17 protein-coding genes are annotated in these 25,377 nt (G+C 72.1%); 8 read left to right on the top strand and 9 right to left on the bottom strand.

Translation table 11 applies throughout. From position 1 onward, the window contains the following. Positions 1-9 precede the first annotated feature (9 nt). From JQN83_RS18925 to JQN83_RS18895, 7 genes are all read right to left on the bottom strand, one after another. On the bottom strand, positions 10-1,497 hold the full coding sequence (locus tag JQN83_RS18925) for a sugar transferase (protein ID WP_208568451.1): 1,488 nt from the start codon (positions 1,495-1,497) through the stop codon (positions 10-12). A gap of 218 nt (positions 1,498-1,715) precedes the next feature. Next, the gene (locus tag JQN83_RS18920) at positions 1,716-3,458 is read right to left on the bottom strand and encodes a VWA domain-containing protein (protein WP_208568450.1); all 1,743 of its coding nucleotides are present in this window, start codon (positions 3,456-3,458) and stop codon (positions 1,716-1,718) included. 168 nt (positions 3,459-3,626) lie between these two features. Further along, positions 3,627-4,658 (bottom strand): lactonase family protein, encoded by a 1,032-nt coding sequence (locus tag JQN83_RS18915; RefSeq protein ID WP_208568449.1) that lies wholly within the window; start codon positions 4,656-4,658, stop codon positions 3,627-3,629. 107 nt (positions 4,659-4,765) lie between these two features. Next, positions 4,766-5,368 (bottom strand): GTP-binding protein, encoded by a 603-nt coding sequence (locus JQN83_RS18910; protein ID WP_208568448.1) that lies wholly within the window; start codon positions 5,366-5,368, stop codon positions 4,766-4,768. Further along, on the bottom strand, positions 5,349-5,738 hold the full coding sequence (locus JQN83_RS18905) for a DUF742 domain-containing protein (RefSeq protein WP_208568447.1): 390 nt from the start codon (positions 5,736-5,738) through the stop codon (positions 5,349-5,351). Before JQN83_RS18905 ends, JQN83_RS18910 begins: the two co-directional genes overlap by 20 nt. After that, positions 5,728-6,150, bottom strand: a complete 423-nt coding sequence (locus tag JQN83_RS18900) for a roadblock/LC7 domain-containing protein (RefSeq protein WP_208568446.1) — start codon at positions 6,148-6,150, stop codon at positions 5,728-5,730. The genes JQN83_RS18905 and JQN83_RS18900 overlap by 11 nt, the downstream gene beginning before the upstream one ends. After that, positions 6,150-8,492, bottom strand: coding sequence for a sensor histidine kinase (locus JQN83_RS18895; RefSeq protein WP_208568445.1), 2,343 nt, complete (start codon positions 8,490-8,492; stop codon positions 6,150-6,152). Before JQN83_RS18895 ends, JQN83_RS18900 begins: the two co-directional genes overlap by 1 nt. 421 nt (positions 8,493-8,913) lie before the next feature. On the opposite strand from JQN83_RS18895, the gene JQN83_RS18890 reads away from it, so the two are divergent. The 5 genes from JQN83_RS18890 (at position 8,914) to JQN83_RS18870 (ending at position 13,442) form a co-directional block, all read left to right on the top strand. Then, positions 8,914-9,507 carry a hypothetical protein gene (locus JQN83_RS18890; protein WP_208568444.1) on the top strand — a complete coding sequence of 198 codons (594 nt, stop codon included), beginning with the start codon at positions 8,914-8,916 and terminating at the stop codon, positions 9,505-9,507. 13 nt (positions 9,508-9,520) lie between these two features. Next, on the top strand, positions 9,521-10,729 hold the full coding sequence (locus tag JQN83_RS34375) for a hypothetical protein (protein WP_208568443.1): 1,209 nt from the start codon (positions 9,521-9,523) through the stop codon (positions 10,727-10,729). A 269-nt stretch (positions 10,730-10,998) separates the two neighbouring features. Continuing rightward, positions 10,999-12,657 carry a sodium:solute symporter family protein gene (locus JQN83_RS18880; protein WP_208568442.1) on the top strand — a complete coding sequence of 553 codons (1,659 nt, stop codon included), beginning with the start codon at positions 10,999-11,001 and terminating at the stop codon, positions 12,655-12,657. Positions 12,658-12,688: 31 nt separating this feature from the next. Next, positions 12,689-12,994, top strand: coding sequence for a hypothetical protein (locus JQN83_RS18875; RefSeq protein ID WP_208568441.1), 306 nt, complete (start codon positions 12,689-12,691; stop codon positions 12,992-12,994). Between the two features lie 73 nt (positions 12,995-13,067). Continuing rightward, positions 13,068-13,442: a hypothetical protein gene (locus tag JQN83_RS18870; protein ID WP_208568440.1), complete on the top strand. Its 375-nt coding sequence runs from the start codon at positions 13,068-13,070 to the stop codon at positions 13,440-13,442. Positions 13,443-13,668: 226 nt separating this feature from the next. Here JQN83_RS18870 and JQN83_RS18865 read toward each other — a convergent pair whose 3' ends face one another. Then, entirely contained in the window at positions 13,669-15,483 is a 1,815-nt protein-coding gene (locus tag JQN83_RS18865; RefSeq protein WP_208568439.1) for a glycoside hydrolase family 6 protein, read from the bottom strand. Positions 15,484-16,034: 551 nt separating this feature from the next. Here JQN83_RS18865 and JQN83_RS18860 point away from each other — a divergent pair. Further along, positions 16,035-17,138 (top strand): hypothetical protein, encoded by a 1,104-nt coding sequence (locus JQN83_RS18860; protein ID WP_208568438.1) that lies wholly within the window; start codon positions 16,035-16,037, stop codon positions 17,136-17,138. After that, positions 17,125-17,862: a class F sortase gene (locus JQN83_RS18855; protein WP_208568437.1), complete on the top strand. Its 738-nt coding sequence runs from the start codon at positions 17,125-17,127 to the stop codon at positions 17,860-17,862. Before JQN83_RS18860 ends, JQN83_RS18855 begins: the two co-directional genes overlap by 14 nt. A gap of 102 nt (positions 17,863-17,964) precedes the next feature. On the opposite strand, the gene JQN83_RS18850 is transcribed toward JQN83_RS18855, so the two are convergent. Continuing rightward, a complete protein-coding gene (locus JQN83_RS18850; RefSeq protein ID WP_208568436.1) occupies positions 17,965-23,040 on the bottom strand; it encodes an NAD-glutamate dehydrogenase in 5,076 nt (1,691 codons plus the stop codon). Positions 23,041-23,379: 339 nt separating this feature from the next. Here JQN83_RS18850 and JQN83_RS18845 point away from each other — a divergent pair, with 339 nt between their 5' ends. Next, positions 23,380-25,341: a penicillin-binding transpeptidase domain-containing protein gene (locus JQN83_RS18845; protein ID WP_208568435.1), complete on the top strand. Its 1,962-nt coding sequence runs from the start codon at positions 23,380-23,382 to the stop codon at positions 25,339-25,341. The last annotated feature ends 36 nt before the right edge of the window (positions 25,342-25,377 follow it).

The following is a 25,377-nucleotide window of genomic DNA, read 5'->3' as shown; positions in this document are numbered from 1 at the left end:
GGGGCCGGGTCAGTAGGCCCCGCGCCCGCGCAGCACCGCGCCGAAGGTCTTCCACAGGATGGTCAGGTCGGCGGCGAGTGACCAGTTCTCCACGTAGTAGAGGTCCAGCCGGATGCCGTCCTCCCAGCTCAGGTCGGACCGGCCGCTGACCTGCCAGAGACCGGTCATGCCGGGCTTGACCAGCAGGCGGCGGGCCACGTCGCCGTCGTAGCGGGCCACCTCGGAGGGCAGCGGCGGACGGGGGCCGACCAGGCTCATCTGCCCGAGCAGCACGTTGACCAGCTGGGGCAGCTCGTCGGCCGACCACTTCCGCAGCAGGCGGCCGATCCGGGTGACCCGCGGGTCGTCGCGCATCTTGAACATCAGCCCGTTGGTCTCGTTGCGGGCCGCCAGTTCGGCGAGGAGCGCGTCGGCGTTGACCACCATGGTGCGGAACTTCAGCACCCCGAACTCCTGGCCGCCCTGCCCGACCCGGGTCTGCCGGAACAGCACCGGGCCCCGGCTGTCCAGCTTGACGGCCAGCGCGATCACCGCCACCAGCGGCAGCAGCAGTGCCAGCGCCACCGCGGCGGCCGACCGGTCGACGAGTTCCTTGACCAGCTTGCGGGCCCCCCGGAACTCGGGCGCCTCGACGTGGATCAGCGGCAGGCCGGCCACCGGCCGGGTGTGGATGCGCGGCCCGGCCACGTCGGTGAGCGCCGGGGCGACCACCAGGTCGATCCCGGTGCCCTCCAACTGCCAGCCCAGCCGGCGCAGCCGGGTCGCGGTCAACTCGCCGGACGCGGTGACCGCGACGGTGTCCGCGCCGATCGCGGCGGCCGCCTCCGGGATGCCCCGCAGGGAGCCGACCACCGGCACGTCGCTGAGCCGCTGCGGCACGGGGGCGAGCAGCGCGTCGGGGATGCACGCGCCGACCACGTGGTAGCCGGCGTACGGCTCCCGACGCAGGGTGTGCACCAACTCCAGCACGTGCGCGGTGTCCCCGACGACGAGGACCCGACGGGACCATCCGTCGCCCCGGCAGCGGGCCCGGTGCAGCGCCTTACGGGCGGCGAACCGGGTGACCACCAGCCCGACCGTGCCGACGGCGAAGGAGATGCCGAGGAAACCCCGGGAGACCCCGACGTCGAAGATGTAACCGGCGATCGCGACCCCACCGGCCAGGCGCAGGCTGGCCCCGCTGACCCGCCGGTACTCGTCGGCCCCGTAGCCGAGTACCCGGTCGTCGTAGCAGCGCAGTGCCTTGAGCGAAACCAACCAGACCAGCACCAGGGCCGGTGCCACCACCACGTACGGGATCTCGGAGCCGCGCGGCACCGCGTCGCCGAAGCGGGTGGCGTAGCCGGCGAGGACCGCCAGCGACAGCACGGCGGTGTCCAGCACCACCAGGGTGCGGACGTAGCCCCGCTGGTTGGCCTGGGAACGGGTACCCGCCGATCGGCGACCTGGCGCCGACGGCGGGGTACGGACGGGCGTGGACAGCGTTGCCGAGGTCACCCAACCTCCCCCACATCACACTTGTCGGCTCCGAGCCCGATGCTCACCTCTGGCGGGGCCTGCCGGCCGGAGCGCTCCCGACATCCTGCCCCACAATGATGCTCACCTATTGCTTCGGACGCATTACTGTCAGTTTTCTTTCGCTCCCGAGATGGTGGAATCCCATCACCGCATTATTTCTCACCGAATGCAGCGATTCGTTTGCCCTGTGCGACGGCTCAACGCGGCGCGTTCGGACGCAACGCGATGGCCTTCAGGAAGATGTCACCGATCTTGGAGGGGTCCTCGGTGACGAAGGCGCCACCACCGGTGACGCTGGTGATCGACTGGAGTTCGGTCTTGGAGACCTCGCTGCCGATGCCGATGATGACCACCTGCACCGGACGCTCCGGATCGTTGATCTGCTTGAGCCGGGTGATCAATGCACTCTGTGAAATGCCGTTCTTGTCCTCGTTCTTACCGTCGGTGAACAGCACCACCGAATTGACCCGGCCGGGCTCCCAACCGTCCTGGACCGTCTTGTACGCCGCCAGCATGGTGTCGTACAGGCCGGTGTCGCCGCTGGACGGACGGATGCCGGCGAGCCCCTGCTCCAGTTTGGCCCGGTTGCCGGAGAGCGGGTTGATCGGCTCGATCTCCCGCCAGTCCCGCGAACCGACCAGTTCGGTGGAGAACGTCCACAGCCCGATCGACCAGGAGTCGTCGAAGAGGTTCAGCCCCCGGCTCGCCGCCGCCACGGTCACCTGTTCGCGGCTGGCGTTGTTGGCCGACGGGACCGGGGCCTTCATCGACCCGGAGACGTCGATGACACAGAGCATCCGCCCGGACTGGGTGGCGATCGACCAGCCGGAAACCGCACGGTCTATCGCCACCGGGTCCAGGCCACCCGCGGCGGTCCCGCCGGACGGCGGCACCGCCGTACCGCCGCCGGCCGGGCTCGGCGCACCCTGCGGTGCCTTGAAGCCGTCACCCCAGTTGCCGTCCGGGGCACGCAGCGACTGCACGGCCAGCCGGTTCTTGAAGCCCTGCGTGGTGAGCAGTTCGAAGAGCACCTTCGCCGCCGACGCCTTGGTCTGGTCGATCCCGGGCAGCACCGCGTAGGGGTAGTCCAGCGGCATCGGCGACGGCTCCAGATAGAGCGCGGCCAGCGGGATCGGCGGCTTGGTGTTGTTGTAGGCGATGACGTCCTCCTCCGACAGCGCGGCGGCGCCGAGCGCGCTGGCGATGGAGGTCGGGTCGTTGGAGCGCGGGAACCGGGCCAGCAGGTCCTGCCGCAGCGCCGACCGGCCGGTGGCCAGCGCCCGCAGGGCGGCCGTGGTCGCCTGCTGGGCGTCGCCGCCTCCGCCGCTCGCGGCGGCGGTCAGGGAGAGCAGGCCGGAGAGCCCGGCGGCGTCCTGGGTCGGCTCGACAATGCCGGCCCGCAGCGGCTTGTCACTGCGGACGGCGCGCAGCATGTCGTTCCAGGTGAGCTTCTTGTCCGGCCAGCCGAACTTGGTGGTGGCGACCGGCTGCGGCATGGCCACCACGACCGGGCTGCGGGCGATGGAGGCGCCGTTGCCGGGCGCGAACGCGGTGGCGCCGCCGCTCTTGAGGCGCAGCAGCCAGGTCGACGAGTCCGGGATCCAGACGTCGGGGGTGACCGCGGTGCCGCTGGCCTGTCCCACCCCGGCGAGGCTGGCCCCGTGCTTACTGGCCACCGCGGCGGCCACCTCCACCGGCTCGGAGGCGACGACGTTCACCTTGATGCAGGTGCCACCGACCGCCGCGCCGTCCGCCACCCACTGGGCCGCCGCCGCCTCGACGGCCGGTGCCACCTCGGGCGCGGCGGCCACGCCGAGCTGGATCCCCCCTGAGCAGGACGGTCCGGCCAGCTGCTGGTAACCGACCCAGGAGCCGCCGACCACGACGACGAGCGCGGTCGCCGCCGCGGCGGCGCCCGCTCCACGGATACTTGAACGCATGCGATGGCGGCCAGACACGCTGACCATCTTGCGTATCTCGTGCGCTTACTGCCACAACCGTTCGGACGAAAGTTACGCAGGAGAAACAGTTGATCACTATTTCCGCACTCTGCGTAATCAGACCGTTTCGTGACGTGGCCCGAATCCACCCTGGACAACCGGCATCTGTCAGGGCAGTACGCAGGTCGGGCTGCCGGTCGACACCGGCTCACCCGCCGGCGACGGCACGCCCGAGTCCGGGTCGACCCAAAACACCCGGATCATGTCGGCCCGTTCGTCGGCCACATAGAGGTGCCGCCCACTCAACGTAAAGTGCCGGGGCCACTCCCCACCGGTGTCCACCTCGTCGACCAGCTGCGGCAGGTCCCCGTCGAGAGCGAAGACCGCCACCGTGCCCACCCCACGGTTGCCCACGTAGAGGAACCGGCCGTCCGGCCCCACGGTGATCTCCGACGGCTGGACGTGGCCGGCCCGCGCGCTCGCGTCCACCCGACCCCGCTGGTGCAGCACCCCCTCGGCGGTCACCTCGTAGGCGGTCACCGTCGCGTCCAGCTCACCGGCGAGCCAGCAGCGCCGCCCGTCGGGATGCCGGGCCAGGTGCCGGGGGCCGGTGCCGGGGGCCGTCCGCACCCGGGGGGCCCGCGGCGTCAGCCGGCCGGAGGCCGCGTCCAGGTCGTACCGGTAGATCGAGTCGGTGCCCAGGTCGACGACGAGCAGCGGGCCGGTGCCGGGGTCGGGCGACACCATGTGGCAGTGTGCCTGTTCCTGCCGCTCCGGGTCCGGACCGTGCCCCTGGTGGATCACCAGGTCGGTGCGTTCCCCGGGCACCCCCCGCCCGTCCAGCGGCAGGACGGCGACGCTGCCCCCGCCGTAGTTGGCGACGAAGAGGTGCCCGCCGTCGGGGGCGACCGCCAGGTGGGCCGGCTCGGCACCCCCGGTCGACCACACCCCCAGCGGGCTCAGCCCGCCGTCAGGGCCGACGTCGAAGGCGCTCACCTGCCCCTCGGGCAACTCGTTGACGGCGTACAGCACCGGCCGGGTGGGGTGGCGGGCGAGGAAGGACGGCGACGGGGTCGACGCGACCGTGCCGAGCAGGGTCAACTGCCCCGACTCCGGATCGCGTCGGGCGGCGACGATGCCCTCCCCGCGCCCGCCCGACCGTGCCGTGTAACCACCGATGTGGACGATCGTGCCCGTCACCGAACCACCCTCCGCCGAATCCGCCGTCGATCTCCAGGCTTCCCGCAATCCCCGGCCGTCACCCCTGATTTCCGGGTTTTCCTCACCGGCGGACCCGGCCGGCCGGTTCAGCCCACCGGCACCGGTTCCCCACGCTGGCGGGCCACGTGCTCCACCAGCGAGATCAACACCAGCTTGCCGGACTGCCGGTCCCGGGCGTCACAGAGCACCACGGGCACCTCCGGCTCGATGTCCAGCGCCTGCCGGACCGCCTCCGCGCCGAACCGACGGGTGTCCTCGAAGCAGTTCACGCCCACCACGAACGGGATGCCGCGCTGCTCGAAGTAGTCGATCGACGGGAAACAGTCGGGCAGCCGGCGGGTGTCGGCCAGCACCACCGCGCCGAGCGCGCCGAAGGCCAACTCGTCCCAGAGGAACCAGAACCGGTCCTGCCCCGGGGTGCCGAACAGATAGACCTGGAGGTCGTCGGTGATGGTGATCCGACCGAAGTCCATCGCCACCGTGGTGGTCGACTTGCCCTCCACCCCGGAGAGGTCGTCGGTGCCGATGCCGGCGTCGGTCAGCACCTCCTCGGTCTGCAACGGCCGGACCTCACTGAGCGCACTCACCAGCGTCGTCTTGCCGGCACCGAAGCCACCGGCGATGAGGATCTTGAGGGCCAGGGGCAACCGGGCCGGTGAGGGGTCGCGCTCAGAGCGCACGTAGTCCACTGACCACCGCCTTGAGAATGTCGTTGTCGGGAAGGCCGGCGGCGGCCGGCGGTTCGTGCACGGTGACCAGCCCACGGGCGAGCAGGTCACCGAGGAGGACCTGGACCACGCCGAGGGCGAGGTCCAGGTCGGCGGCGAGATCCACGACCGCCACCGGTTGCCGGGCGCACTCCACCAGCCGGCGGTGCTCGGGTTGCAGCCCCGGCTGGCCGTACGGGTCGACGCCCGCCGCGGCCAGCACGAAGGCCACCAGGTCGAAGCCGCCGACGGCGGGCCGCACCCGACCACCGGTGAGGGTGTACGGGCGCACGACCGGCCCGGCTGCGCCGTCCAACCACTCGTGCTGGTGACCCGGCTGCTCAGCCCGCATCGGCGATCCCCGCCGCCGCCCTGGCCGGCGCGGTCAGGTTCTCGCCGACCCGGACGACCAGCATCGCCATCTCGTACGCCACCAGGCCGATGTCCGCGTCCGCCGCGCAGGCCACCGCCAGGCAGGCCCCCTGACCGGCGGCCGTCACGAAGAGGTACGCCTCCTCCATCTCCACCACGGTCTGCCGGACGCCACCGGCGGCCAACTGCCGGCTCGCCCCCTTCGCCAGGCTGGAGAAGCCCGAGGCCAGTGCGCAGAGGTGCTCGGCGTCGGAGCGGTCCAACTCGGCGGACGCGCCGAGCAGCAGGCCGTCGGCGGAGAGGATCACCGCCTGCCGGGCCGCCGGCACCCGTTCCACCAGCTCGTCGAGCAACCAGCCGAGATCAGCGTTCTGCCGTGTCGTGTGCACCACTAGGCGTCCCTCTCAGTCGCGGTCGAATCGGACGTCGCCGCCGGGCCGGCCGGTGACGGTGGCACCCCGACGCCGTCGGTCCGTCCCGGCTCGTCGCCCGCGGTCGGGTCGGGCCGGGCCGGCGGCGCCGGGTGGACGCCGCTGCTGTCCAGGCGCCCCCGGGCGGTACCGGCCTGGAGGGCCGACATCTGCCGGCGTACCTCCTCGGGAGAGCGGGTGGCGGGCGCGTCCTGACTGGCCGGGGGCAGCTGGTGGGCGGCCGGCCCCCGACGGCGGACCCGACGGGGCAGACCGTCGCCGTCGGGGGCGGCCTCCACCGACGAGGTACGGGCCGGAGCGAACGGCAGCACGGTCTGCTCCGGCCGTTCCCGGGTGGTCCGGGTGGTCCGTGGTCGGGGCAGCGTGGTCAGCCGGGACACCGACGCCGCCGGGCGGTCCCGGGTGGGCGCGGCGATCGGCGGCTCCTCGGTGACCAGGTCGGCGGGGATACGCACCAGCGCGGTGAGCCCGACCGGCGTGCCGGCCCGCAGGGTGACCTTGACGTCGTGCCGGGCGGCCAGCCGGGACACCACGAACAGGCCGAGCCGGGCGCTGTCGGCCGGATCGAACTCCGGCGGGGTGGCCAGCCGCCGGTTGGCGTCCTCGATCGCCTGGGGCGACATCCCCAGCCCGTGGTCGGTGATCTCGACGAGGTAGCCGTCGACGACGGGCGTCCCGGTCACCTCGACCCGACGCTCGGGCGGGGAGAACGCGGTGGCGTTCTCGATCAGCTCGGCGAGCAGGTGGATGACGTCGGCGACGGCCCGGCCGAGCAGCCCGGCCGGCCCGACCCGGCCGATGTCCACCCGGTCGTACGCCTCGACCTCGGAGATCGCGCCGCGCAGCACGTCCAGCAGGGCGACCGGCTGCCGCCAGCCCCGCCCCGGGGCCGCGCCGGCCAGGATGACCAGGTCCTCGGCGTGCCGGCGCAGCCGGGTGGCGAGATGGTCCACGCGGAACAACTCGGCCAGTTCGTCCGGGTCCTCGGCGCGGCGTTCCATCCGGTCGAGCACCGCAAGTTGCCGGTGCACCAGCCCCTGGCTGCGCCGGGCCAGGTTGAGGAAGACCTCGTTCAACCCCCGTCGCAGCGTCACCTCGTCGATCGCCGACCGGACCGCCACCCGGCTGACCTCGGTGAACGCCCGACCGACGTCGCCGATCTCGTCAGCGCCGTAGGACAGCGGCGGGGCCTCCCGGGCCACGTCGACCTGCTCACCCCGGCGCAACCGGGTGACCACGTCGGGCAGCCGGTGCTCGGCCAGTTCCAGCGCGGCGGCGCGGACCGCGGACAACCGGCGGGCCAGCGTCCGGCCGACCCGGACGGCGACCAGCAGCGACGCCACGATCGCCGCCAGCCCCAGCACCCCGGCCACACCGAGCCGGGCCAGGATCGTGACGGCGACCGGCACCGAACGCTCGGCCAGCCCGTCGGCCTGGCTCAGCTCGAAGTCGCGCAGCTCCTGCTGCACCGCTTCCTGACTGGCCTGCCAGGTCCGGGCGTCGATCGGCGGGACGGCGGACGGCCCGACGGTCAGCAGCTGCTCCTGCATGGTGCGCAGCCGGACGAACGCCTCCCCCTCCACCAACCGCTGGTAGGCGGCCCGGTCGGCGGCCGGCAGGTCGGCCACGGACGACTCCGCGACGAACCGCTCGTTGGCGATGGTCTGCACCAGCCGCAGGTGTTCGCCCTCGGTGAACCGGCCGGTGACGAACGCACCGGCCAGCACCGCGTCGGTCTGGCCGAGCAGCTCGCGGGAGCGGCCGAGCGCGGTCAAAGCGAGCGCCTGCCGGTTCAGCTCCGCGTCGGGCAGGGCCGCCGTGGCGGCGAACGCCTGGAACGCCGAGGAGATCATGCCGCTGTAGAGCCCGATCGCGCCGGCCCGGTCGACCTGCCGCCGGTCGATGAACCCCCGACCGGCGGGCAGCGCGTCCAGGGCGGCGCCGAGCGCGTCCAGCCGGGCGTTGAGCAGGTCGCCTGCGGCGTCCCGTAGCTGCTCCCCGGCCATCAGCCGACGCAGCTCGACGATCGCCTCGTCGGTGCGTCGCCGCTGTTGCGCCAGGGCGGGCAGGGTGTCGGTGCCGGCCAGGTGGATCACCGAGGCCCGGCGCTCCCGTTGCAGCTCGGCCACCACCTGTTCGCCGGGCCGACCGAAGTCCGACAGCAGGGTCCGGGCGGCGAGCAGGTCGAGAGCCGGCCCGAAGGTCAACGTCGTGGCAAAGATCCAGAGCGCCAGCAGGGCGGCCACGGGGGTGACGACCAGGGCGGTCAGCTTGGCGCGGATCGGCCAGTCGCGGGTGTCCATGATTCCTCGCCCGGGCGGGAGTGTCGGCGGTGACGCCGGTACCGGCCGGGCGGTCCGGCATCGACGCCGGGCACCGGCACGGCGCCTTGGGCAGGATACGTAATCCTGACGCTCAGCACTACCGTGCGTCTCCCGCCGTCACCGCTGCGTCGCCGCCGCCGGACCCGCCGTCGCGGCCCGGCGGACCGGGTCGCACCCGGGTTGATCAGGCATCGACGACACCCACCACGACCACCGACGACCCGTCGGCCGGCCCCGGGGACCGGCGGAAAAACGTGACCGGACCGCCCGCCCCGATCGACCCCGGACGTACGACGTGACCGGTTCGTCACGGTCCGGTGCGAACCGGCGAAGGAAATTCGCCGGATCGGGATTGGTGATCAGTGCGGGGAGGGAATACCGGAGGGAGAAGGAGGAGGCCATGTCGCCCACGCAGATAGTCCTACTGGTTCTCGTCGTCCTGGTGGTGGCGGCGCTGGTCGCCGTGGCCGTCGTGGCCAACCGACGACGCGCCCTCAGGTCCCGGTTCGGCCCCGAGTACGACCGGGTGGTCGCGGAGCAGGACAGCCGCAGCGCCGCCGAACGCGAACTGCGCGAGCGGGAGCGCCGGCACGCGGAGCTGACCCTGACCCCGCTCAGCCCGCAGGACCGGGCCCGGTACGCCGCCGCCTGGGAAGAGTTGCAGGTCCGCTTCGTCGACTCGCCGGCCGAGACCGTCGGCGACGCCGACGAGCTGGTCAGCCAGCTGATCGCCGACCGGGGCTACCCGACCGGCGAGTTCACCGAGCAGGTCGCCCACCTCTCCGTGGAGCACGCCCGCACGCTGACCCACTACCGGGAGGCGCACGAGATCCGGCTGCGCAACGAGCGCGGTGAGGCCGGCACCGAGGACCTCCGCCAGGCCGTCGTCCACTACCGGGCGCTCTTCGCCGACCTGCTCGGCGAGGACCCGGTCGGGCACCGCCCGGCGCAGCAGCAGCACCCGGACCGCCCGCAGGACGCCACCACCCGCTGAGGAGAACCCCACCATGCGCCAGGACGAGCAGCAGCTCCACACCGACCACCCGGAGGTCGTCCGGTCCACCCCGGTGGCGGTGCCGCCCCCGGACACGGAGGACACCGACACCGCCGGCCGGCACGGCCGGGACCGGCACGCCGGGACGCCCGAGGACGCGCTCGACGACCGGGGCACCTTCGACGACCCGGGGGCCGACGACGACCTGGACACCACCCGCCCGTACCCCGTGGGCGACGCCGACCGGGACGGGCTGGACGACCGGCACGACCGGGACGCGCTGACCGACCGGGACGACGTGAGCGACCGGGACGCGCTGACCGACCGGGACGACGTGAGCGACCGGGACGCGCTGACCGACCGGGACGACGTGAGCGACCGGGACGCGCTGACCGACCGGGACGACGTGACCGGTCCCGACGGTGACCGGCGGCCGGAGTTCCACGAGCCGGCGCCCCTGCCGACCGCCTTCGGCGCGACCAGCGTGGGTGACGCGGTGGCCGCCTCGGCCCTGGCCGGCGGGCGACCGCAGGACGAGCGGGACGCCCGGGACGAGGACACCGTCGCGCCCGGCGACGGGGCGCCGGGGCAGACCGGGCCGTTCGACGACGAGCGGGCCGACCCGACCGCGGCGGACCGGATCCACGACCGGGACCGTTGGTCGTCCGGGGCCACCGACCCGCACCCCACCGCCGAGGACACCGACCTCCCGGCCGCCGACCACGCCACCACCGCCGACCCGGACACCACGACGGACCGCGCCACCGCCGACCTGGACATCACGGGCGACCTGGACACCACCACCGGCCCGGACACCACGGCCGGCCCCGACACCACCGCCGCGCCGGGCACCACGGCCGGCGGCGTCGTGACGGCGGCAGCAGCAGGCGGCGCGGCCGGCGCAGTCGCCTCGGCCGACGCCGGCCGGTCGGCGAACAGCACCGTGCCCAGCGACGCCGCCACGCTGTTCGAGGCGGACGCCGCGCAGGGCTTCCGGGACCGCTGGCGCGACGTCCAGCTGCGGTTCGTCGACGATCCCCGGGCGGCCGCCGGCGAGGCGCAGTCGCTCGTCGAGGAGGCGATCGGGGCGCTGTCCAAAGCGCTCGCCGCGCAGAAGGAGAAGCTGGGGGGCTGGCAGGGTGCCGGCGAGGCCGACACCGAGCAGCTCCGGGTGGCGGTCCGTCAGTACCGCGACTTCCTGGACCGGGTGCTGGGCCGCTGAGCCGACCCGGGACAGCCGGCTGCCGCCCCGCGCGGACCATTACGCCCCGGCGGCGCCGGTCCACCCGGACCCGATCCACCGACCAACCCTGACGACCACCGCCGACCCTGACGACCACTGCGGCACCACTCGACGCCCCGGCCGGAGCACTCCGGCCGGGGCGTCGTCGGAATCACCCGCCGAATCCACACGGACGGTGTGAAACCCCGCACGGTGGGTAATAGCACGCTCGGCGGGTGCCGACGGCGCGATCAGAGGGGTGGCGGGCGATGGACGGTGCCGGGCTCAGACTGAACATGAACGTGCTGGACTACGGGATCCTGGCGCTCTACTTCGTCACCGTGCTGGGGGTCGGCTTCGCCGCCCGTCGGGCGATCCGCACCAGCGTCGACTTCTTCCTCTCCGGGCGTTCGCTGCCCGCCTGGGTGACCGGCCTGGCCTTCGTCTCGGCCAACCTGGGTGCCCTGGAGATCATCGGGATGGCCGCCAACGGCGCGCAGTACGGCATCATGACCGTCCACTACTACTGGATCGGCGCCGTACCGGCGATGATCTTCCTGGGCATCGTGATGATGCCGTTCTACTACGGCTCCCGGGTGCGCAGCGTCCCGGAATACCTGCGACTGCGGTTCAACCGGCCGACCCACCTGCTGAACGCGATCAGCTTCGCGGTGGCCCAGGTGCTGATCGCCGGGGTCAACCTGTACGCGCTGGCGCTGATCATGCAGGCGCTGCTCGGCTGGCCGCTCTGGCTGGCGATCGTCATCGGGGCGGCGATCGTGCTGGCCTACATCACCGTCGGCGGGCTGACCGGTGCGATCTACAACGAGGTGCTCCAGTTCTTCGTCATCATCGCCGGGCTGGTGCCGATCACCGTCATCGGCCTGGTCAAGGTGGGCGGCTGGGCCGGCCTGATGGACTCGGTCCGCGACTCCAAGCTGGGCGAGGCCGGGCTGCACGCCTGGGAGGGCACCGGCAGCACCGCCAACCCGCTCGGCGCGCACTGGCTGGGCATCGTGTTCGGGCTCGGGTTCGTGCTCTCCTTCGGCTACTGGACCACCAACTTCGCCGAGGTGCAGCGGGCGCTGTCGGCCAAGAACATGAGCGCCGCCCGGCGTACGCCGATCATCGCCGCGTACCCGAAGCTGGTCATCCCGGTGGTGACCGTGGTCCCGGGCCTGATCGCGCTGGTCACCGTCAAAGGGCTGGGAGCCGAGTCCGGTGACCTGGTCTACAACAACGCGATTCCGCTGCTGATGCGCGACCTGCTGCCCAACGGGGTGCTCGGGATCGCGGTCACCGGCCTGGTCGCCTCGTTCATGGCCGGCATGGCGGCCAACGTCAGCGGCTTCAACACCGTCTTCACCTACGACATCTGGCAGGCGTACGTCCGCAAGGAGCGCTCCGACGACTACTACATCCGGATCGGGCGGATCGCGACCGTGGCCGGGGTGGTGGTGGGCATCGGCACCGCGTTCATCGCCGCCGGGTTCAGCAACATCATGAACTACATCCAGGCGTTGTTCTCCCTGTTCAACGCCCCGCTGTTCGCCACCTTCATCATCGGCATGTTCTGGCGGCGGATGAGCGCCCTGGCCGGTTTCTGGTCGCTGCTGGCGGGCACCCTGGCCGCGCTGGCGACCTACCTGCTCTACAAGGCCGGCGTGGTGCACTTCAACTCCGACCTGGAGGAGAGCTTCTGGGGCGCGGGCATCGCCTTCGTCACGGTCGCCGTGGTGGCGGCGGTGGTCACCCCGCTGACCCGACCCAAGCGGGCCGAGGAGTTGCAGGGTCTGGTCTACGGCATGGGCGGGATCGACCTGAAGGGCGACGTGCTCGCCGGGGACCAGGTCTGGTGGCGTTCGCCGGTGCTGCTGGGCGCGATCGCGCTGGTGCTGGCCGTGCTCTTCTACATCCCGGTCTTCTGAGCCCGGTCCGTCACGAGAGGGAGGCGCAGGCGTGGACCAGCACAGCGAGCGGGCGAACGACCCGCAGGTCGTCGAGACGGAGAACGAGCGCAAGCGGTCCGCCGCCGCCCGGCTGTTCGACATCCGCCGGGTCATCGGTGGTCTCTTCGTGGTGTACGGGGTGATCGTCGGCCTGGTCGGTCTCTTCGACTCGGCTGCCGAGATCGACAAGGCGCAGGGCGTCCGGATCAACCTGTGGGCCGGGCTGGCGATGTTGGCTTTCGGGCTGTTCATGCTGGCCTGGCAGTGGCTGCGGCCGGTGGTGCCGCCCACCACCGAGGAGGCCCGGGAGGTCTGATCCGCTCCGGCATGGGGTCGCCCGGACGGGGTACCCGGGGCGCGGAACGCGTCTGGGACAGGAGGGCGGCACCATGACCGATCGTGACCCGAACCGACCGTTGGAGGAACGCCCGGAGGTGGCCGCCGCGGTGGACGACGACTCCACCGTGCCGCAGCTGGCCCGGAGCGGCGGTGGGCCGGTCGACCCGTCGTTCGTCGCGCCGGGTGACCAGCCCGGCGCGTCGACCGAGGAGCTGATCGGTGACCCGTACGCGGCGGGCACCGGGGCCACCGGGACCGGCACGGGGGCCGGTGGGGACAACATCCGCACCGGGGCCGAACAGCCCTGGGAGCCGGAGGACCTGGTCATGGCGCGCGGGCAGGACCTGACGCCGCAGAACCTGGAGCGGGCCCGCCGGGACCTGGCCGAGTTGGGCCGGGCGGCGGTGGAACGTACCGTGCCCTGAGTTCCGCCGCGGTCGCCTCGCGCCCGGTGGGGTGTGCGGCGAACCGGAGACCGGGGACCGGGAGACCGGGGACCGGGAGACCACGGGCCCCACATGACGACCGTCCGGTCCCGGACCGGGGGCCCGGGGAGACGGGTGGGCCCCCGGCCCGACCTCTCGGTCGGACCGGGGGCCCGGGTGCGCCCGCCGCGTCAGTGCCTCACTCCAGCCGCGGCGGGCTGGTTCGTCAGAGCGCCGGGTAGGCGTTCTTCATGAGCTCCTGGAACTGGGCGGAGAACCAGGCGCCGGAGATCGGCGCGTTGGGCAGGGCGCCGCTCATGCTGTTGCCGTTACGGGCGTTACCGGTGTAGGTCGGGTCGCACATCCGGTCGAAGCCCTTGCCCTCGTTGTTCGGGATGAGGGAGCTGGAGCCGTCGGACTCACCCGGGGGCTTCACCCAGACGTAGGCGTCGATGCCCGGCTCGGGGTTGGCCTTCGGCCGCTCGCCGAGACCCGCACCGACCTGGTTGCACCAGTTGCCGGCGTGGAAGCGACGGTCGATGCGACCACCGTTGACGTAGGTGTCGACGCTGGTGGTCGCGCCCGGGCCGGTGGGCCGGGCGGTGCCGCCCCAGCCGTTGCGGGAGGTGTCGATCAGCATGCCGATGTTGCTGTTGAAGCCGACCGAGATCAGCTTGGTGCGGAACGCCTGGGCGAACGACAGCTCGTCGACGTAGAAGTTCCAGTCGATCCACTTGGACTGGCGGACGGTCTGGCCGTTCACCGTGTCGGTGATCTTGATGTACGGCTCCTTCAGGGCGGAGTAGTTCGCCGTGTTGGTGATGAAGCCGTGCACGTAGTTCACGTTGCTACCGGAGGCGACCGCAGCGGTCTTCAGGATGTCGGCGGTCGGGCCGAAGTTGGTGTCCCAACCCAGCCAGCCGTGGTGGCCGGCGTCGATGTAGTTGTAGACGTTGCCGATCGCGCCCAGCTTGGCCAGGGCGTAGCCGACACCGTTGACGTACGCGCCGTTGGCCTTGACCACGTCACACTGCACGGTGCCACCGGCGTTGCCGGAGGTGTTGGTGACCAGGTTCGGCAGCGAGTCGATCTCGATGATGTTGACGATCCGCAGGCTGGCGTACTTGGCCTGGCTCTGGATCGCGGCGATCGGGTCGATGTACTCCGACTTGTACCGCGGCAGTTCGTCGGCGGCCAGCTCACCGTTGGAGGCGAGCGCCGAGCAGTCCCGGCCGGGCAGGTTGTAGATCACGAACTGGATGTAGCCGGCGCCCTGAGCCAGGGCCGCGTCCAGGTGGTCCTTGACGCCCATCGCACCGTTGGAGCTGCTGTCGGTGGTGCCGTTGATCGCGGCGATCCGGTCCAGCCACACCGCGGTCGGGTTGTTGGAGACCCGGCTGCCACCGGCCTCGGCGTCCGCCTTGGCCTTCCACTCCGGGTTCACGTAGCCCTTGACCCCGACGTAGGGGTTGTCCACCTTCTGCCCCGGCGGGGGCGTGGTGGGCGGCGGGGTGGTGGGCGGAGGCGTCGTGGGCGGCGGCGTCGTGGGCGGAGGCGTCGTCGGCGGGGGCGTGGTCGGCGGAGGCGTGGTGGGCGGAGGCGTCGTCGGCGTGACGCCGCCACAGACCACCCCGTTCAGGGTGAACGAGGTCGGCTTGGGGTTGCTGCCGCTCCACGAGCCGTTGAAGCCGAGGGTGGTGCTGCCGCCGCGACCCAGCGAGCCGTTGTAGGACTCGTTGGTGGCGGTCACGTTCTGGCCGCTCTGCGACCACTTGGCCGACCAGCCCTGGGTGACCCGCTGGCTGCTGTTGGGGAAGGTGAAGCCGAGGGTCCAGTTGCTGATCGGGTCACCCACGTTGCGGATGGTGACGTTCGCGGTGAAACCACCGGACCAGTCGTTGGTGGTGTAGTCGATGCTGCACTGGGTGGCGGCCTGCGCCGCGGTGACCGGGATGGTCACCAGCCCGCCCGCGACCAGCACGCTCGCCCCGGTGAGGGCGAACGCCCGGCGTCGGGCGGACAGACTTCTCCACAGATTCATGCCTTTTGCACTCCTTGGGCGAGACCGGCACCACGAGGGGACCGGCAAGTGGCGCGTGAGCGTCCTGGGGTACGGACGACCCCGGCGCCAACGGGACATCTCGGGGGGTGCCCGACCCGGGGGACGGGCGTGGTGGTGGTGGTGAGCTTCACCGGCCCGCACGGACCGGTCGGCGGCGACGTCGTCCGGTGCACCGGTTGCCCTCGACCCCTGCCGTGCGCGGTGTGGCTCCCCGAACCGCGTGCAGCGATTCTTGCATGGGAGCGCTTCCATGGCAATGGCTCGATACTTCGCGGCAACCTGGCGGCAACGCCCGGACCGACATTCGGGGCCCTGGCGAGCCTATCCCCGCCCAGCTCGGCCGGCAGTGCACCAACCACCCCCCGAGGCGGCAAATGACGACACAAGCGCTCTAGCTCCCTTAAGCCCCGCATCATCGGTAAAGCCGAAAACACGAATCTTTCCCCGAATAAGTCGTGAAACGGTCTAACGTCGGTCATAGCTCGACTGTCGTCGGGCTCAGGACAACAGGGGATGGAGTGACGCAGGTCATGGCTAACAAGATGCTCGGGAAGGTTGTCGCGGGTGCCGCTCTCGGTGGCGCGTCCCTTCTGGTGTTCACGCCGGGGATCGCGTTCGCGGACGGTCACCACGACGGCGAGAGCCGGGACGGCAAGGTCATCGCCAAGCCACACGTCGTCAAGCCCGGCGACGAGGTCAAGCTCATCGAGATCTGCCCGGAGGCACAGGAACACGCCTTCGTCTGGTCCGAGGTCACCGGCAAGGTCAAGCTCAAGCCCGAGGGCCGCGGCGACGAGCACGGCAAGGGCGACGAGGGCAAGGGCGAGGACCACGGCAAGGGCGACGAGCACGGCAAGGGCGACGAGGGCAAGGGGGAGGACCACGGCAAGGGCCCCGACGGGAAGGGCCCCGACGACAACGGCCCCAAGCCGCAGCCGCCGGCCGAGGGTGGCCAGCCCCCGGCTGACGGCGGGCAGCCGCCGGCCGACGGCCAGGGCGGTGGCTTCATGGCCGCCGACCAGGGACCGGACCAGGGCGACAAGGGCGACGAGGGCAAGGGCGAGGAGCACGGCAAGCCCGGCGAACACGGCAAGCCCGGCGAAGAGTCCGGCGAACACGGCAAGCCCGGCGAGGAGTCCGGTAAGCCTGGCGAGCACGGCAAGCCCGGCGAGGAGTCCGGCGAACACGGCAAGCCCGGCGCCGAGGAGGAGCACGGCAAGCCCGGCGAGGAGTCCGGCGAGCACGGCAAGCCGGGCTACGGCGAGGAGTCCGACGAGGACGACTGGCTGGGCCACGACGGGTACGGCCAGGACGAGGAGTACGGATACGGCAAGGGCGAGGAGTCCGACCACGGCAAGGACGAGGGTGGCTGGGAGCACAAGAAGGACTTCGTCTACTACGGCGAGGCCGAGGTCTCCGAGCACGCCCGTCCGGGCCGGTACGAGCTGAAGGGCTCGTGTGGCGAAGGCGAACTGGTCGTCCTGCCGAAGGGCCACGTCGACGGCGGTGACGGTGGGATGACCACCACCGCCGCCGACCGGAGCATGGCCGTCGGCGGAGCGGGCATGATCGGCGCGGCTGCCCTCGGCGGCATCGTGCTGATGCGTCGGCGTCGGGCCGATGAGCTCGGCTGACCCGACGGCGACACGGGCCGGCGGCCGTCACGGGAGACCGTGGCGTGCCGCCGGCGCGGCCGTCGTCGTCCTGCTCGCCATGGCCGGCTCCGGCATGGTCGGCGCGTCACTGCGCACCACGCCCCCGCCGCGTCCCCCACAGCCGGCGGCCCAGGCCGCGCCGCAGACCACCCCGGCGACCACCCCCGCCGGAGAGACCGGGCCGGTCGACGACCCGGACGCCCAGGTCCCCGCCGACGCGAGCGTGCCACCGGGCCCCGATCCGCTGCTCCGGGCCGCCCCCACCGCCATCGTGATCCCGCGGATCGGGGTCGACGCGGAGATCATGCCGCTGGGCACCAACCCGGACGGCACGGTCCAGGTGCCCCCGCTGGACCAGGCCCAGCGCGCCGGCTGGTACGAGCCGGGCGTCAGCCCCGGGGAGACCGGCAATGCGGTGATCGTCGGGCACGTCGACTCGGCGAAGCTCGGGCCGGCGGTCTTCTTCCAACTCGGCGCGCTCCTGCCGGGCGACACCATCACGGTGTCCCGGGCCGACGGCGGCGTCGCCATCTTCACCGTCGACGAGGTGCGTTCCTATCCCAAGGACCAGTTCCCCACCGAGCTGGTGTACGGCCCGAACGACCGACCCGGACTGCGGGTGGTGACCTGCGGCGGCCAGTTCGACCAGGGGGCCGGCAGCTACCAGGACAACGTGATCGTCTTCGCCACCCTGACGTCCTGACCCCTACCGCACCTCCCGGCGGGACACCGCCGGCCGACCACACCGGTGCCGCGCCTGCGGCGGGACGATGATCCCCCCGCAGGCGCGGCACCGGTGTCACGGTCAGGCGGCGGCGGACGTCCGGACCAGGGTGCGGATCTGCCGCAGCAGCACCGACAGCGAGGCGAGGTCCGCCCGCGACTCGTCGAACTCCCCCATCGCCCGGTGCGCCCGGTGGATCGAGGTGGCGTTCGACTGTTCCCACTGGAGCACCCGCTCCTGCGGCGGCAGGTCACCCGAGGTGGAGTCGAGCACCTCACCGGTGAGCGCGGCCAACGCGGCGTACAGGTCGTAGCGCAGCGCCATCCGGGCCAACGTCTGCCAGCGGTCCTCGCGCGGCAGCAGGGAGATCTTCGACAGCAGCGAGTCGACCCGGAACCGGTCGGAGAGCACGAAGTAGACCGAGGCCACCTCACCGACGTCGCGGCCACTGGTCCGCGCCGTCTCCACCACGTCCAGCAGACCGAAGCTGTACATCAGCCGGGTCGCCTGCTCGGCCAGGTCGGCCGGCAGCCCCCGGGCGGTCATCGCGTCGATGTGCTCCCGCAACGACTCCCGCTCGCTGCCGTGGAACCGGTCCTGAAGGTCGGGCAGTAGCCGGGCCACCCCGTCGCGGAGCCGCTCGATCTCGGCCGGCACGTCGATCGGCGAGCGCCGGTTGGTCACCAGCCAGCGCACCGCCCGGTCGAGCAGCCGCCGGGTGTCGAGGTAGACGCTGGTCTGCAACTCCGGCGAGACCTGGTTGTCCAGCGCCTCGACCGCGTCCCACAGCTCCCGCAGCCCGAAGACCTCCCGGACCACCACGTACGCCCGGATGACGTCGGCCGCCGACGCGGCCGTCTCCTCGACGACCCGGAAGACGAACGAGATGCCGCCCCGGTTGATCGCCTCGTTGACCAGGACCGTGGTGACGATGTCCCGACGCAGCCGGTGCTGGGCCATCCGGTCGGCGAACCGCTCGCGCATCGGCGTCGGGAAGTAGTCGACCAGCACCCTGGTCGTCCACTCCTCGTCCGCGAGGCCCTCGGCGAGGATCTCCCGCTCCAGCACGATCTTGACGTACGCGAGCAGCACCGCGAACTCCGGCGCGGTCAGCCCGGACTCGGTGCGTACCGCCAGCTCCTCGTCCGGGGGCAGCGCCTCCAGCGCCCGGTCGAGCTGACCGGCCCGCTCCAGTTCGCTGATCATCCGGCGGTGCACCGGCAGCAGCGAGGCGGCCTGGGCCTGCGAGTTGTTGATCGCCCGTGCCTGGTCGTAGTTGTCCCGCAGGACCAGCTCGGCGACCTCGTCGGTCATCTGGGCCAGCAGCTCGTCACGGGCGGGGACGTCCAGCGCCCCGTCGGCGACCGCCGTGTTCAGCAGGATCTTGATGTTCACCTCGTGGTCGGAGCAGTCCACTCCGGCCGCGTTGTCGATGAAGTCGGTGTAGATCCGGCCGCCGGTCTGCGCGTACTCGATCCGGCCGAGCTGGGTGCAGCCCAGGTTGCCGCCCTCGCCGACGACCCGGCAGCGCAGGCTCTTGCCGTCCACCCGGATCGCGTCGTTGGACTTGTCGCCCACCTCGGCGTTGGTCTGGCTGGACGCCTTCACGTAGGTGCCGATGCCGCCGTTCCAGAACAGGTCCACCGGCGCGGTGAGGATCGCCTTCATCAGCTCCGGCGGGCTGAGCTGGGTGACGTCGTCGGCCAGGCCGATGGCCGCCCGCACCTGCGGGGTGATCGGGATCGACTTGGCCCCGCGCGGGAAGATCCCGCCGCCTTCGGAGATCAGCTTCGGGTCGTAGTCCTCCCAGGACGACCGGGGCAGCCCGAACAGCCGCTGACGTTCCCGGAAGGAGGTGGCGGCGTCCGGGTCCGGGTCGAGGAAGATGTGCCGGTGGTCGAACGCGGCCACCAACCGGATGTGTTCGGAGAGCAGCATCCCGTTGCCGAACACGTCGCCGGACATGTCGCCGACGCCGACCACGGTGAAGTCAGCCGTCTGGGTGTCGTGGCCCAGCTCGCGGAAGTGCCGCTTGACCGACTCCCAGGCACCCCGGGCGGTGATGCCCATCTTCTTGTGGTCGTAGCCGGCGGAACCGCCGGAGGCGAACGCGTCACCCAGCCAGAAGCCGTGCGCCGCCGAGATCTGGTTGGCGATGTCGGAGAACGTCGCGGTGCCCTTGTCCGCCGCGACCACCAGGTACGGGTCGTCCGGGTCGTGCCGCACCACGTCCACCGGCGGCACGATGTCCCCGGCGACGATGTTGTCGGTGACGTCGAGCATCGCGCCGACGAACTCCTGGTAGCAGGCGACCGCCTCGTCCCGGTCCCCCGGCTTCTGCTTCAGCACGAAGCCGCCCTTGGCACCCACCGGCACGATCACCGCGTTCTTCACCATCTGCGCCTTGACCAGGCCGAGCACCTCGGTGCGGAAGTCCTCCCGCCGGTCGGACCAGCGCAGCCCGCCCCGGGCCACCGGCCCGTAGCGCAGGTGCACGCCCTCGAACCGGGGCGAGTAGACGAAGATCTCGAACTTGGGTCGGGGCGCCGGCAGGTCCGGAATGGCCTGCGGGTCCAGCTTGAACGCCACGTACGGCTTGGGTCGCCCGTCGGCGCGCTTCTGGTAGAAGCTGGTCCGCAGGGTGGCCTGCATCAACGTCAGGTAGGCGCGCAAGATGCGGTCCTGGTCGAGGCTGGCCACGTCGTCCAGCGCGACACCGATCGCGTCGACCAGCTCGCCGCTGCGTTCCCGGCGCTGCTCCGCCTCGCGCCCGTCCGGGGCGAACCGCACCTCGAACAGTTCCACCAGCAGGGCGGCGATCCGCGGGTACGCGATGAAGGTCTGCTCCATGTACTCCTGGGAGAAGACCGCCCCGGTCTGCCGCAGGTACTTCGCGTACGCCCGCAGCACCACCACCTGCCGCCAGGTCAGACCGCCGCGCAGGACCAGCTCGTTGAAGCCGTCCACCTCGGCCTCACCCCGCCAGGCGGCGGCGAAGGCGTTCTCCACGTGCGGGCGCACCTCGGCCAGCTCCTGGTGCCCCTCGGGCAGACGCAGCCCGAAGTCGTACAGGAAGACCCGGCCGTCGATCCGGTCCACCTCGTACGGGTGCTCGTCGACCACCCGTACGCCCAGCGAGTGCAGCACCGGCAGCACGGCGGAGAGCATCATCGGCTCGCCGTACCGGTAGACCTTGAACCGGACGTCCATCGCCTCGTCGGCCCCGGCGTCGCGCTGCCCCGGCCGGGGCGCCCACTGCTTACGGAACAGGTGCATCTCCAGCTGGCCGGGCTCCTCCAGCAGCTCCAGCTTGGCCAGGTCCTTCATCGCCTCGTACGGCGTGTGCCCGTCCTTGTAGCCCTCCGGGAACGCGTCGGCGTACCGGACGAAGAGCCGTTTGGACTGTTCGTCGCCGAGCTTGCGCTCCAGCACCAGCCGGTAGTCGTCGTCCCAGAGCCGGGTGGCGTCGGCCAGCTCCTCGGCGAGCAGGTCGGCGTCGATCTCCCCGGGCGGCCGGTTCGGGTCGGTCCGGACGATGAAGTGCACCCGGGCCAGCATCGACTCGGTGACCCGGGTGGTGTAGTCCACCCCGACCCCGTTCAGCTCACGCAGCAGGATGTCCTGCATGCGCAGCCGGTTCTGGGTGGTGAACCGGTCCCGGGGCAGGTAGATCAGGCAGGAGATGAACCGCCCGTACGCGTCGCGGCGCAGGAACACCCGCAGCTGCCGGCGGCCGGCCATCCGCAGCACCCCGACCACCGCGTGGTACAGGTCGTCGGTCTTGATCTGGAACAGCTCGTCGCGCGGGTAGGTCTCCAGGATCTGGAGCAGGTCCTTGCCGGAGTGGCTGCGCTGACTCAGCCCGGACCGGTCCAGCACCTCGGCCACCTTGCGGCGGACCACCGGCAGCTCCCGCACGCTGGTCCGGTAGGCGGCGGTGGAGAACAGGCCCAGGAACCGCCGCTCGCCGACCACCCGGCCGGCCTCGTCGAAGATCTTGAAGCCGATGTAGTCCAGGTAGGCCGAGCGGTGCACGGTGGCCCGGGAGTTCGCCTTGGTGATGATCAGCAGCCGCTTCTCCATCACCTTCTCGTGCGCCTCCGGCGTCATCGACGACAGCGCGCGCGCCTCGGGCGAGTCCGACCGCAGGATGCCCAGGCCGGTGCCGAGCACCGCCTCCAGCGCCGGGCCGCCCTGCCCGCCGGAGTCGACCAGCCGGTACTCCCGGTAGCCGAGGAAGGTGAAGTGGTCGTGGGCCAGCCAGCGCAGCAGCTCCACCGAGTCGGTGATGTCCTTTTCCGGCACCGGTGGGCGGTCGTTCGCCGTCCGGGCGGTGGACAGCTCGTCGGCGAGCGCCAGGGCCCGCTGCCGCATCTTCGGCCAGTCCTCGACGGCCTCCCGCACGTCGGTGAGCACCCGCTGCAACTCGCGGCGCAGCTTGTCCCGCTGGTCGGCGTCCCGGACCGGGTCGATCTCGATCCGCATCCAGCTCTCGACCAGGTCACCGGCGATCGCGTCGTCCGGCTCCACGTCGGCGGAGACCTCGGTCAGCCGGCCCAGCGGCTCCCGCCGCACCACCACCAACGGGTGCACCAGCAGGTGTACGTCGAGGTGGTGTGCGTTGAGCAGGGCGGTCACCGAGTCGACCAGGAACGGCATGTCGTCGGTGACGATCTCGACGACGGTGTGGTGCTGGTCGGCGTCGGGGGGCAGGATGCGCAGCTTCAGCTCACCCGGCACCCGCTGCTGGGCCAGGTCACGGTGGGCCCGGGCGGCGTCGAGCATCTCCTCGGCGGTGAACCCGATCAGCTCCTCGTCCGGCGCGAACCGCCAGAACCGGCCCACCAGGGTCGCCGCGTCGTGGTCGTCACCGGCCAACGCCACCGCCTGGGCCACCAGGCGCTCCGCGTTGGGCACCGGCTCGTCGAGCTCGGCGTCCTCCACGTCGTCACCGAGCGCTTCCACCGGAAGCCCCAGGTCGTAGAGGGTGTCGATGCTGGAACCGGTCAACCCGGTCACTCCTGTGTCGAGTCGACCGTAGCCGTCCCCGTCGATCGGCGGGCTGTCCCCGTCGGTCGCCGAATCGAAGCTGTCGTCCCGGCCGGTGTCAGTCTGCCGGAGGTCGGGTCCCGGTTTGATCGCCGGACGCCGGTCCATGGGTGCCACTCCCCTCGACGACCCACCGCGTTGTGGGTCACTCTGCCGCCCCACCTTAGGCCCTGCCGTTCCGGTCATCGGTCGGCGGACCGTCGGCCGGACGTCCGGTCCGCGACTCTGGGCCGGTCGCCTGTTGCAGATCCACGTCGGCCGGCTGCCGAGTACCCCGCTGTGGGATGTTCACAACACCCGGGGGCCCACCTCTTCGCCCTGCCCACCGGGGCGGGAAGGGCGTCGACCGCTCCCGCCCGGCGATCCGGTCCGGCCGCGCGGGGCGGTACGGGCGGCCGCCGCGTACTAGCGTGCAGGGCAGCCCGCCACCCGGAAGGTGCCAGCTCCATGCCCCTGTCGTACCCGTACCACCGCCCCGGCACTCCCCTGCGGCGGGCTCTCGCGGCCGTGGCGGCCACGGTGCTGGCGGCCGGTGCCCTCGTCGGCTGCTCCGGCGACGACGACCTGGCGGGCAGCGTGGACGCGTTCCTCGCCGGCTGGCGCAGCGGCAAGCTGGACAAGGTGGGATTTGTCGACCCGACCGGGGCGAGAGTGCCCGCCGCCACCGTCACCGAGCAGATCAAGGCACTCTCCGGCGATCTCGCCGCCACCGCGCCCACCCTGGGTCGCGCCGGGGACGCCGAGGTCACCAAGAACCTCGCCACCGCGAAGGTCGACATCAGCTGGGCGTTGCCGGGCGGGGCCACCTGGGCCTACCAGCGGCCGGTCCGGCTGCGGCAGAACAGCGGCGACGACCGGTGGCAGGTGATCTGGGAACCCCAGGTGCTGCACGAGCAACTGGAGAAGGGCGACCGGCTGGCGCTGCGGCGGACCGCCGCGCCCCGGGCCGGGGTGCTGGACGGCGCGGGGCAGCCGATCGTGGCGCCCCGCCCGGTGGTCCGCATCGGCGTGCAGCCGGGCGAGGTCACCGACGCCAAGGCCCTGGTGGGAGGGCTCGATGCCGCGTTCAAGGCGGTCAAGCCGCCGATCAGCCCACCGGTGGACCTCAGCGACCTGCCGCAACGGCTGCGCGACGCCGATCCGGGCGCCTTCGTCGAGGTGGTGACGTTACGCGACGAGGCGTACCGGCAGATCCGGCCCCGGATCTACGACCTGCCGGGGACGAAGTTCCGGGCCGAGAAGCTCGACCTGGCCCCCACCCGGGAGTTCGCCCGCGCCCTGCTCGGCACGGTCGACCAGGCGCAGGCCGACGACCTGGCCGCCCACCCCGACCGGTACGCCAAGGGTGACCTGGTCGGCCACGGTGGTCTGCAGGGCCGCTACGACGAGCGGCTGCGCGGTGCTCCCGGCACCATCGTGGAGATCCGCCGACCCACCCCGGAGGGCGGCAGCACCGTCGTCACCGAGGCGTTCCGACAGGAACCGACCGCCGGTGAGCCGGTCCGCACCAGCCTCGACGTGGCCGTCCAGAACGCCGCCGACGGCGCACTGCGGGCGGAGAAGCGACGGTCGGCCCTGGTCGCGGTGCGGATCAGCGACGGCGCGGTGCTCGCCGCCGCCAACGGCCCCGGAGCGGCCGGGGAGAACCTGGCCTTCACCGCCCAGGTGCCGCCGGGCTCCACCTTCAAGACGGTCAGCGCCCTCGCCCTGCTGGACAAGGGCGCGGTGACCCCACAGACCATCGTCGACTGTCCCAAGACCCGCGCGGTGGACGGTCGGCCGTTCAAGAACTCCGACGACTTCGTCCTCGGCAAGGTGCCGTTCCGCACCGACTTCGCCAAGTCCTGCAACACGGCCTTCGTGGCGCTGGCCCCGCAACTCGGCCCGGACGGGCTGGCCGCCACCGGCCGTACCCTCGGCCTGGAGGGCAGCTGGGACCTCGGCGCGGACGTCTTCACCGGCAAGGTCTCCACCGGCGGCGCCCCCACCGAGCAGGCCGCCGCGGCGATCGGTCAGGGCACCACCGTGGTCAGTCCGCTGGCCATGGCCGGTGCCACCGCCGCCGTCGCCCGGGGCCGCTGGGAGCAGCCGAAGCTGGTGCTCGACCCGGCCCCGGCCGCACCCGCCGAGGCCGGCCCGCCGTTGAAGGCCGAGTCGGTGGCGGGGCTCAAGACGATGATGCGCGAGGTGGTCACGGCCGGCACCGGCAAGGCGCTGTCCGACGTGCCCGGTGGCCCGGTGTACGGCAAGACCGGCACCGCCGAGTACGACAACGACCCGGCGCACACCCACGCCTGGTTCGTCGGGTGGCGGGGGGACGTCGCGTTCGCCGTCTTCGTCGAGCAGGGCGGGTCGAGTACGGCCAGCGCCGTCCCGATCGTCGAACGCTTCCTGCGCGCCCGCCCCTGACCCGCCCCGGCGGGCGTTGTCGGGGCGGGTCAGGGG

This window comes from Micromonospora antibiotica (assembly GCF_017599305.1).
Classification (GTDB): domain Bacteria; phylum Actinomycetota; class Actinomycetes; order Mycobacteriales; family Micromonosporaceae; genus Micromonospora; species Micromonospora antibiotica.
This window is presented reverse-complemented; position numbering and strand designations above follow the sequence as displayed.

What these genes read in the sequence shown, in the direction of transcription:
- JQN83_RS18920 (WP_208568450.1), bottom strand. Translation starts at nt 3,458, where the DNA reads ATGCGTTCAAGTATCCGTGGAGCGGGCGCCGCCGCGGCGGCGACCGCG.
- JQN83_RS18905 (WP_208568447.1), bottom strand. Translation starts at nt 5,738, where the DNA reads ATGCGGGCTGAGCAGCCGGGTCACCAGCACGAGTGGTTGGACGGCGCA.
- JQN83_RS18895 (WP_208568445.1), bottom strand. Translation starts at nt 8,492, where the DNA reads ATGGACACCCGCGACTGGCCGATCCGCGCCAAGCTGACCGCCCTGGTC.
- JQN83_RS18890 (WP_208568444.1), top strand. Translation starts at nt 8,914, where the DNA reads ATGTCGCCCACGCAGATAGTCCTACTGGTTCTCGTCGTCCTGGTGGTG.
- JQN83_RS34375 (WP_208568443.1), top strand. Translation starts at nt 9,521, where the DNA reads ATGCGCCAGGACGAGCAGCAGCTCCACACCGACCACCCGGAGGTCGTC.
- JQN83_RS18880 (WP_208568442.1), top strand. Translation starts at nt 10,999, where the DNA reads ATGGACGGTGCCGGGCTCAGACTGAACATGAACGTGCTGGACTACGGG.
- JQN83_RS18870 (WP_208568440.1), top strand. Translation starts at nt 13,068, where the DNA reads ATGACCGATCGTGACCCGAACCGACCGTTGGAGGAACGCCCGGAGGTG.
- JQN83_RS18865 (WP_208568439.1), bottom strand. Translation starts at nt 15,483, where the DNA reads ATGAATCTGTGGAGAAGTCTGTCCGCCCGACGCCGGGCGTTCGCCCTC.
- JQN83_RS18860 (WP_208568438.1), top strand. Translation starts at nt 16,035, where the DNA reads ATGGCTAACAAGATGCTCGGGAAGGTTGTCGCGGGTGCCGCTCTCGGT.
- JQN83_RS18855 (WP_208568437.1), top strand. Translation starts at nt 17,125, where the DNA reads ATGAGCTCGGCTGACCCGACGGCGACACGGGCCGGCGGCCGTCACGGG.
- JQN83_RS18850 (WP_208568436.1), bottom strand. Translation starts at nt 23,040, where the DNA reads ATGGACCGGCGTCCGGCGATCAAACCGGGACCCGACCTCCGGCAGACT.
- JQN83_RS18845 (WP_208568435.1), top strand. Translation starts at nt 23,380, where the DNA reads ATGCCCCTGTCGTACCCGTACCACCGCCCCGGCACTCCCCTGCGGCGG.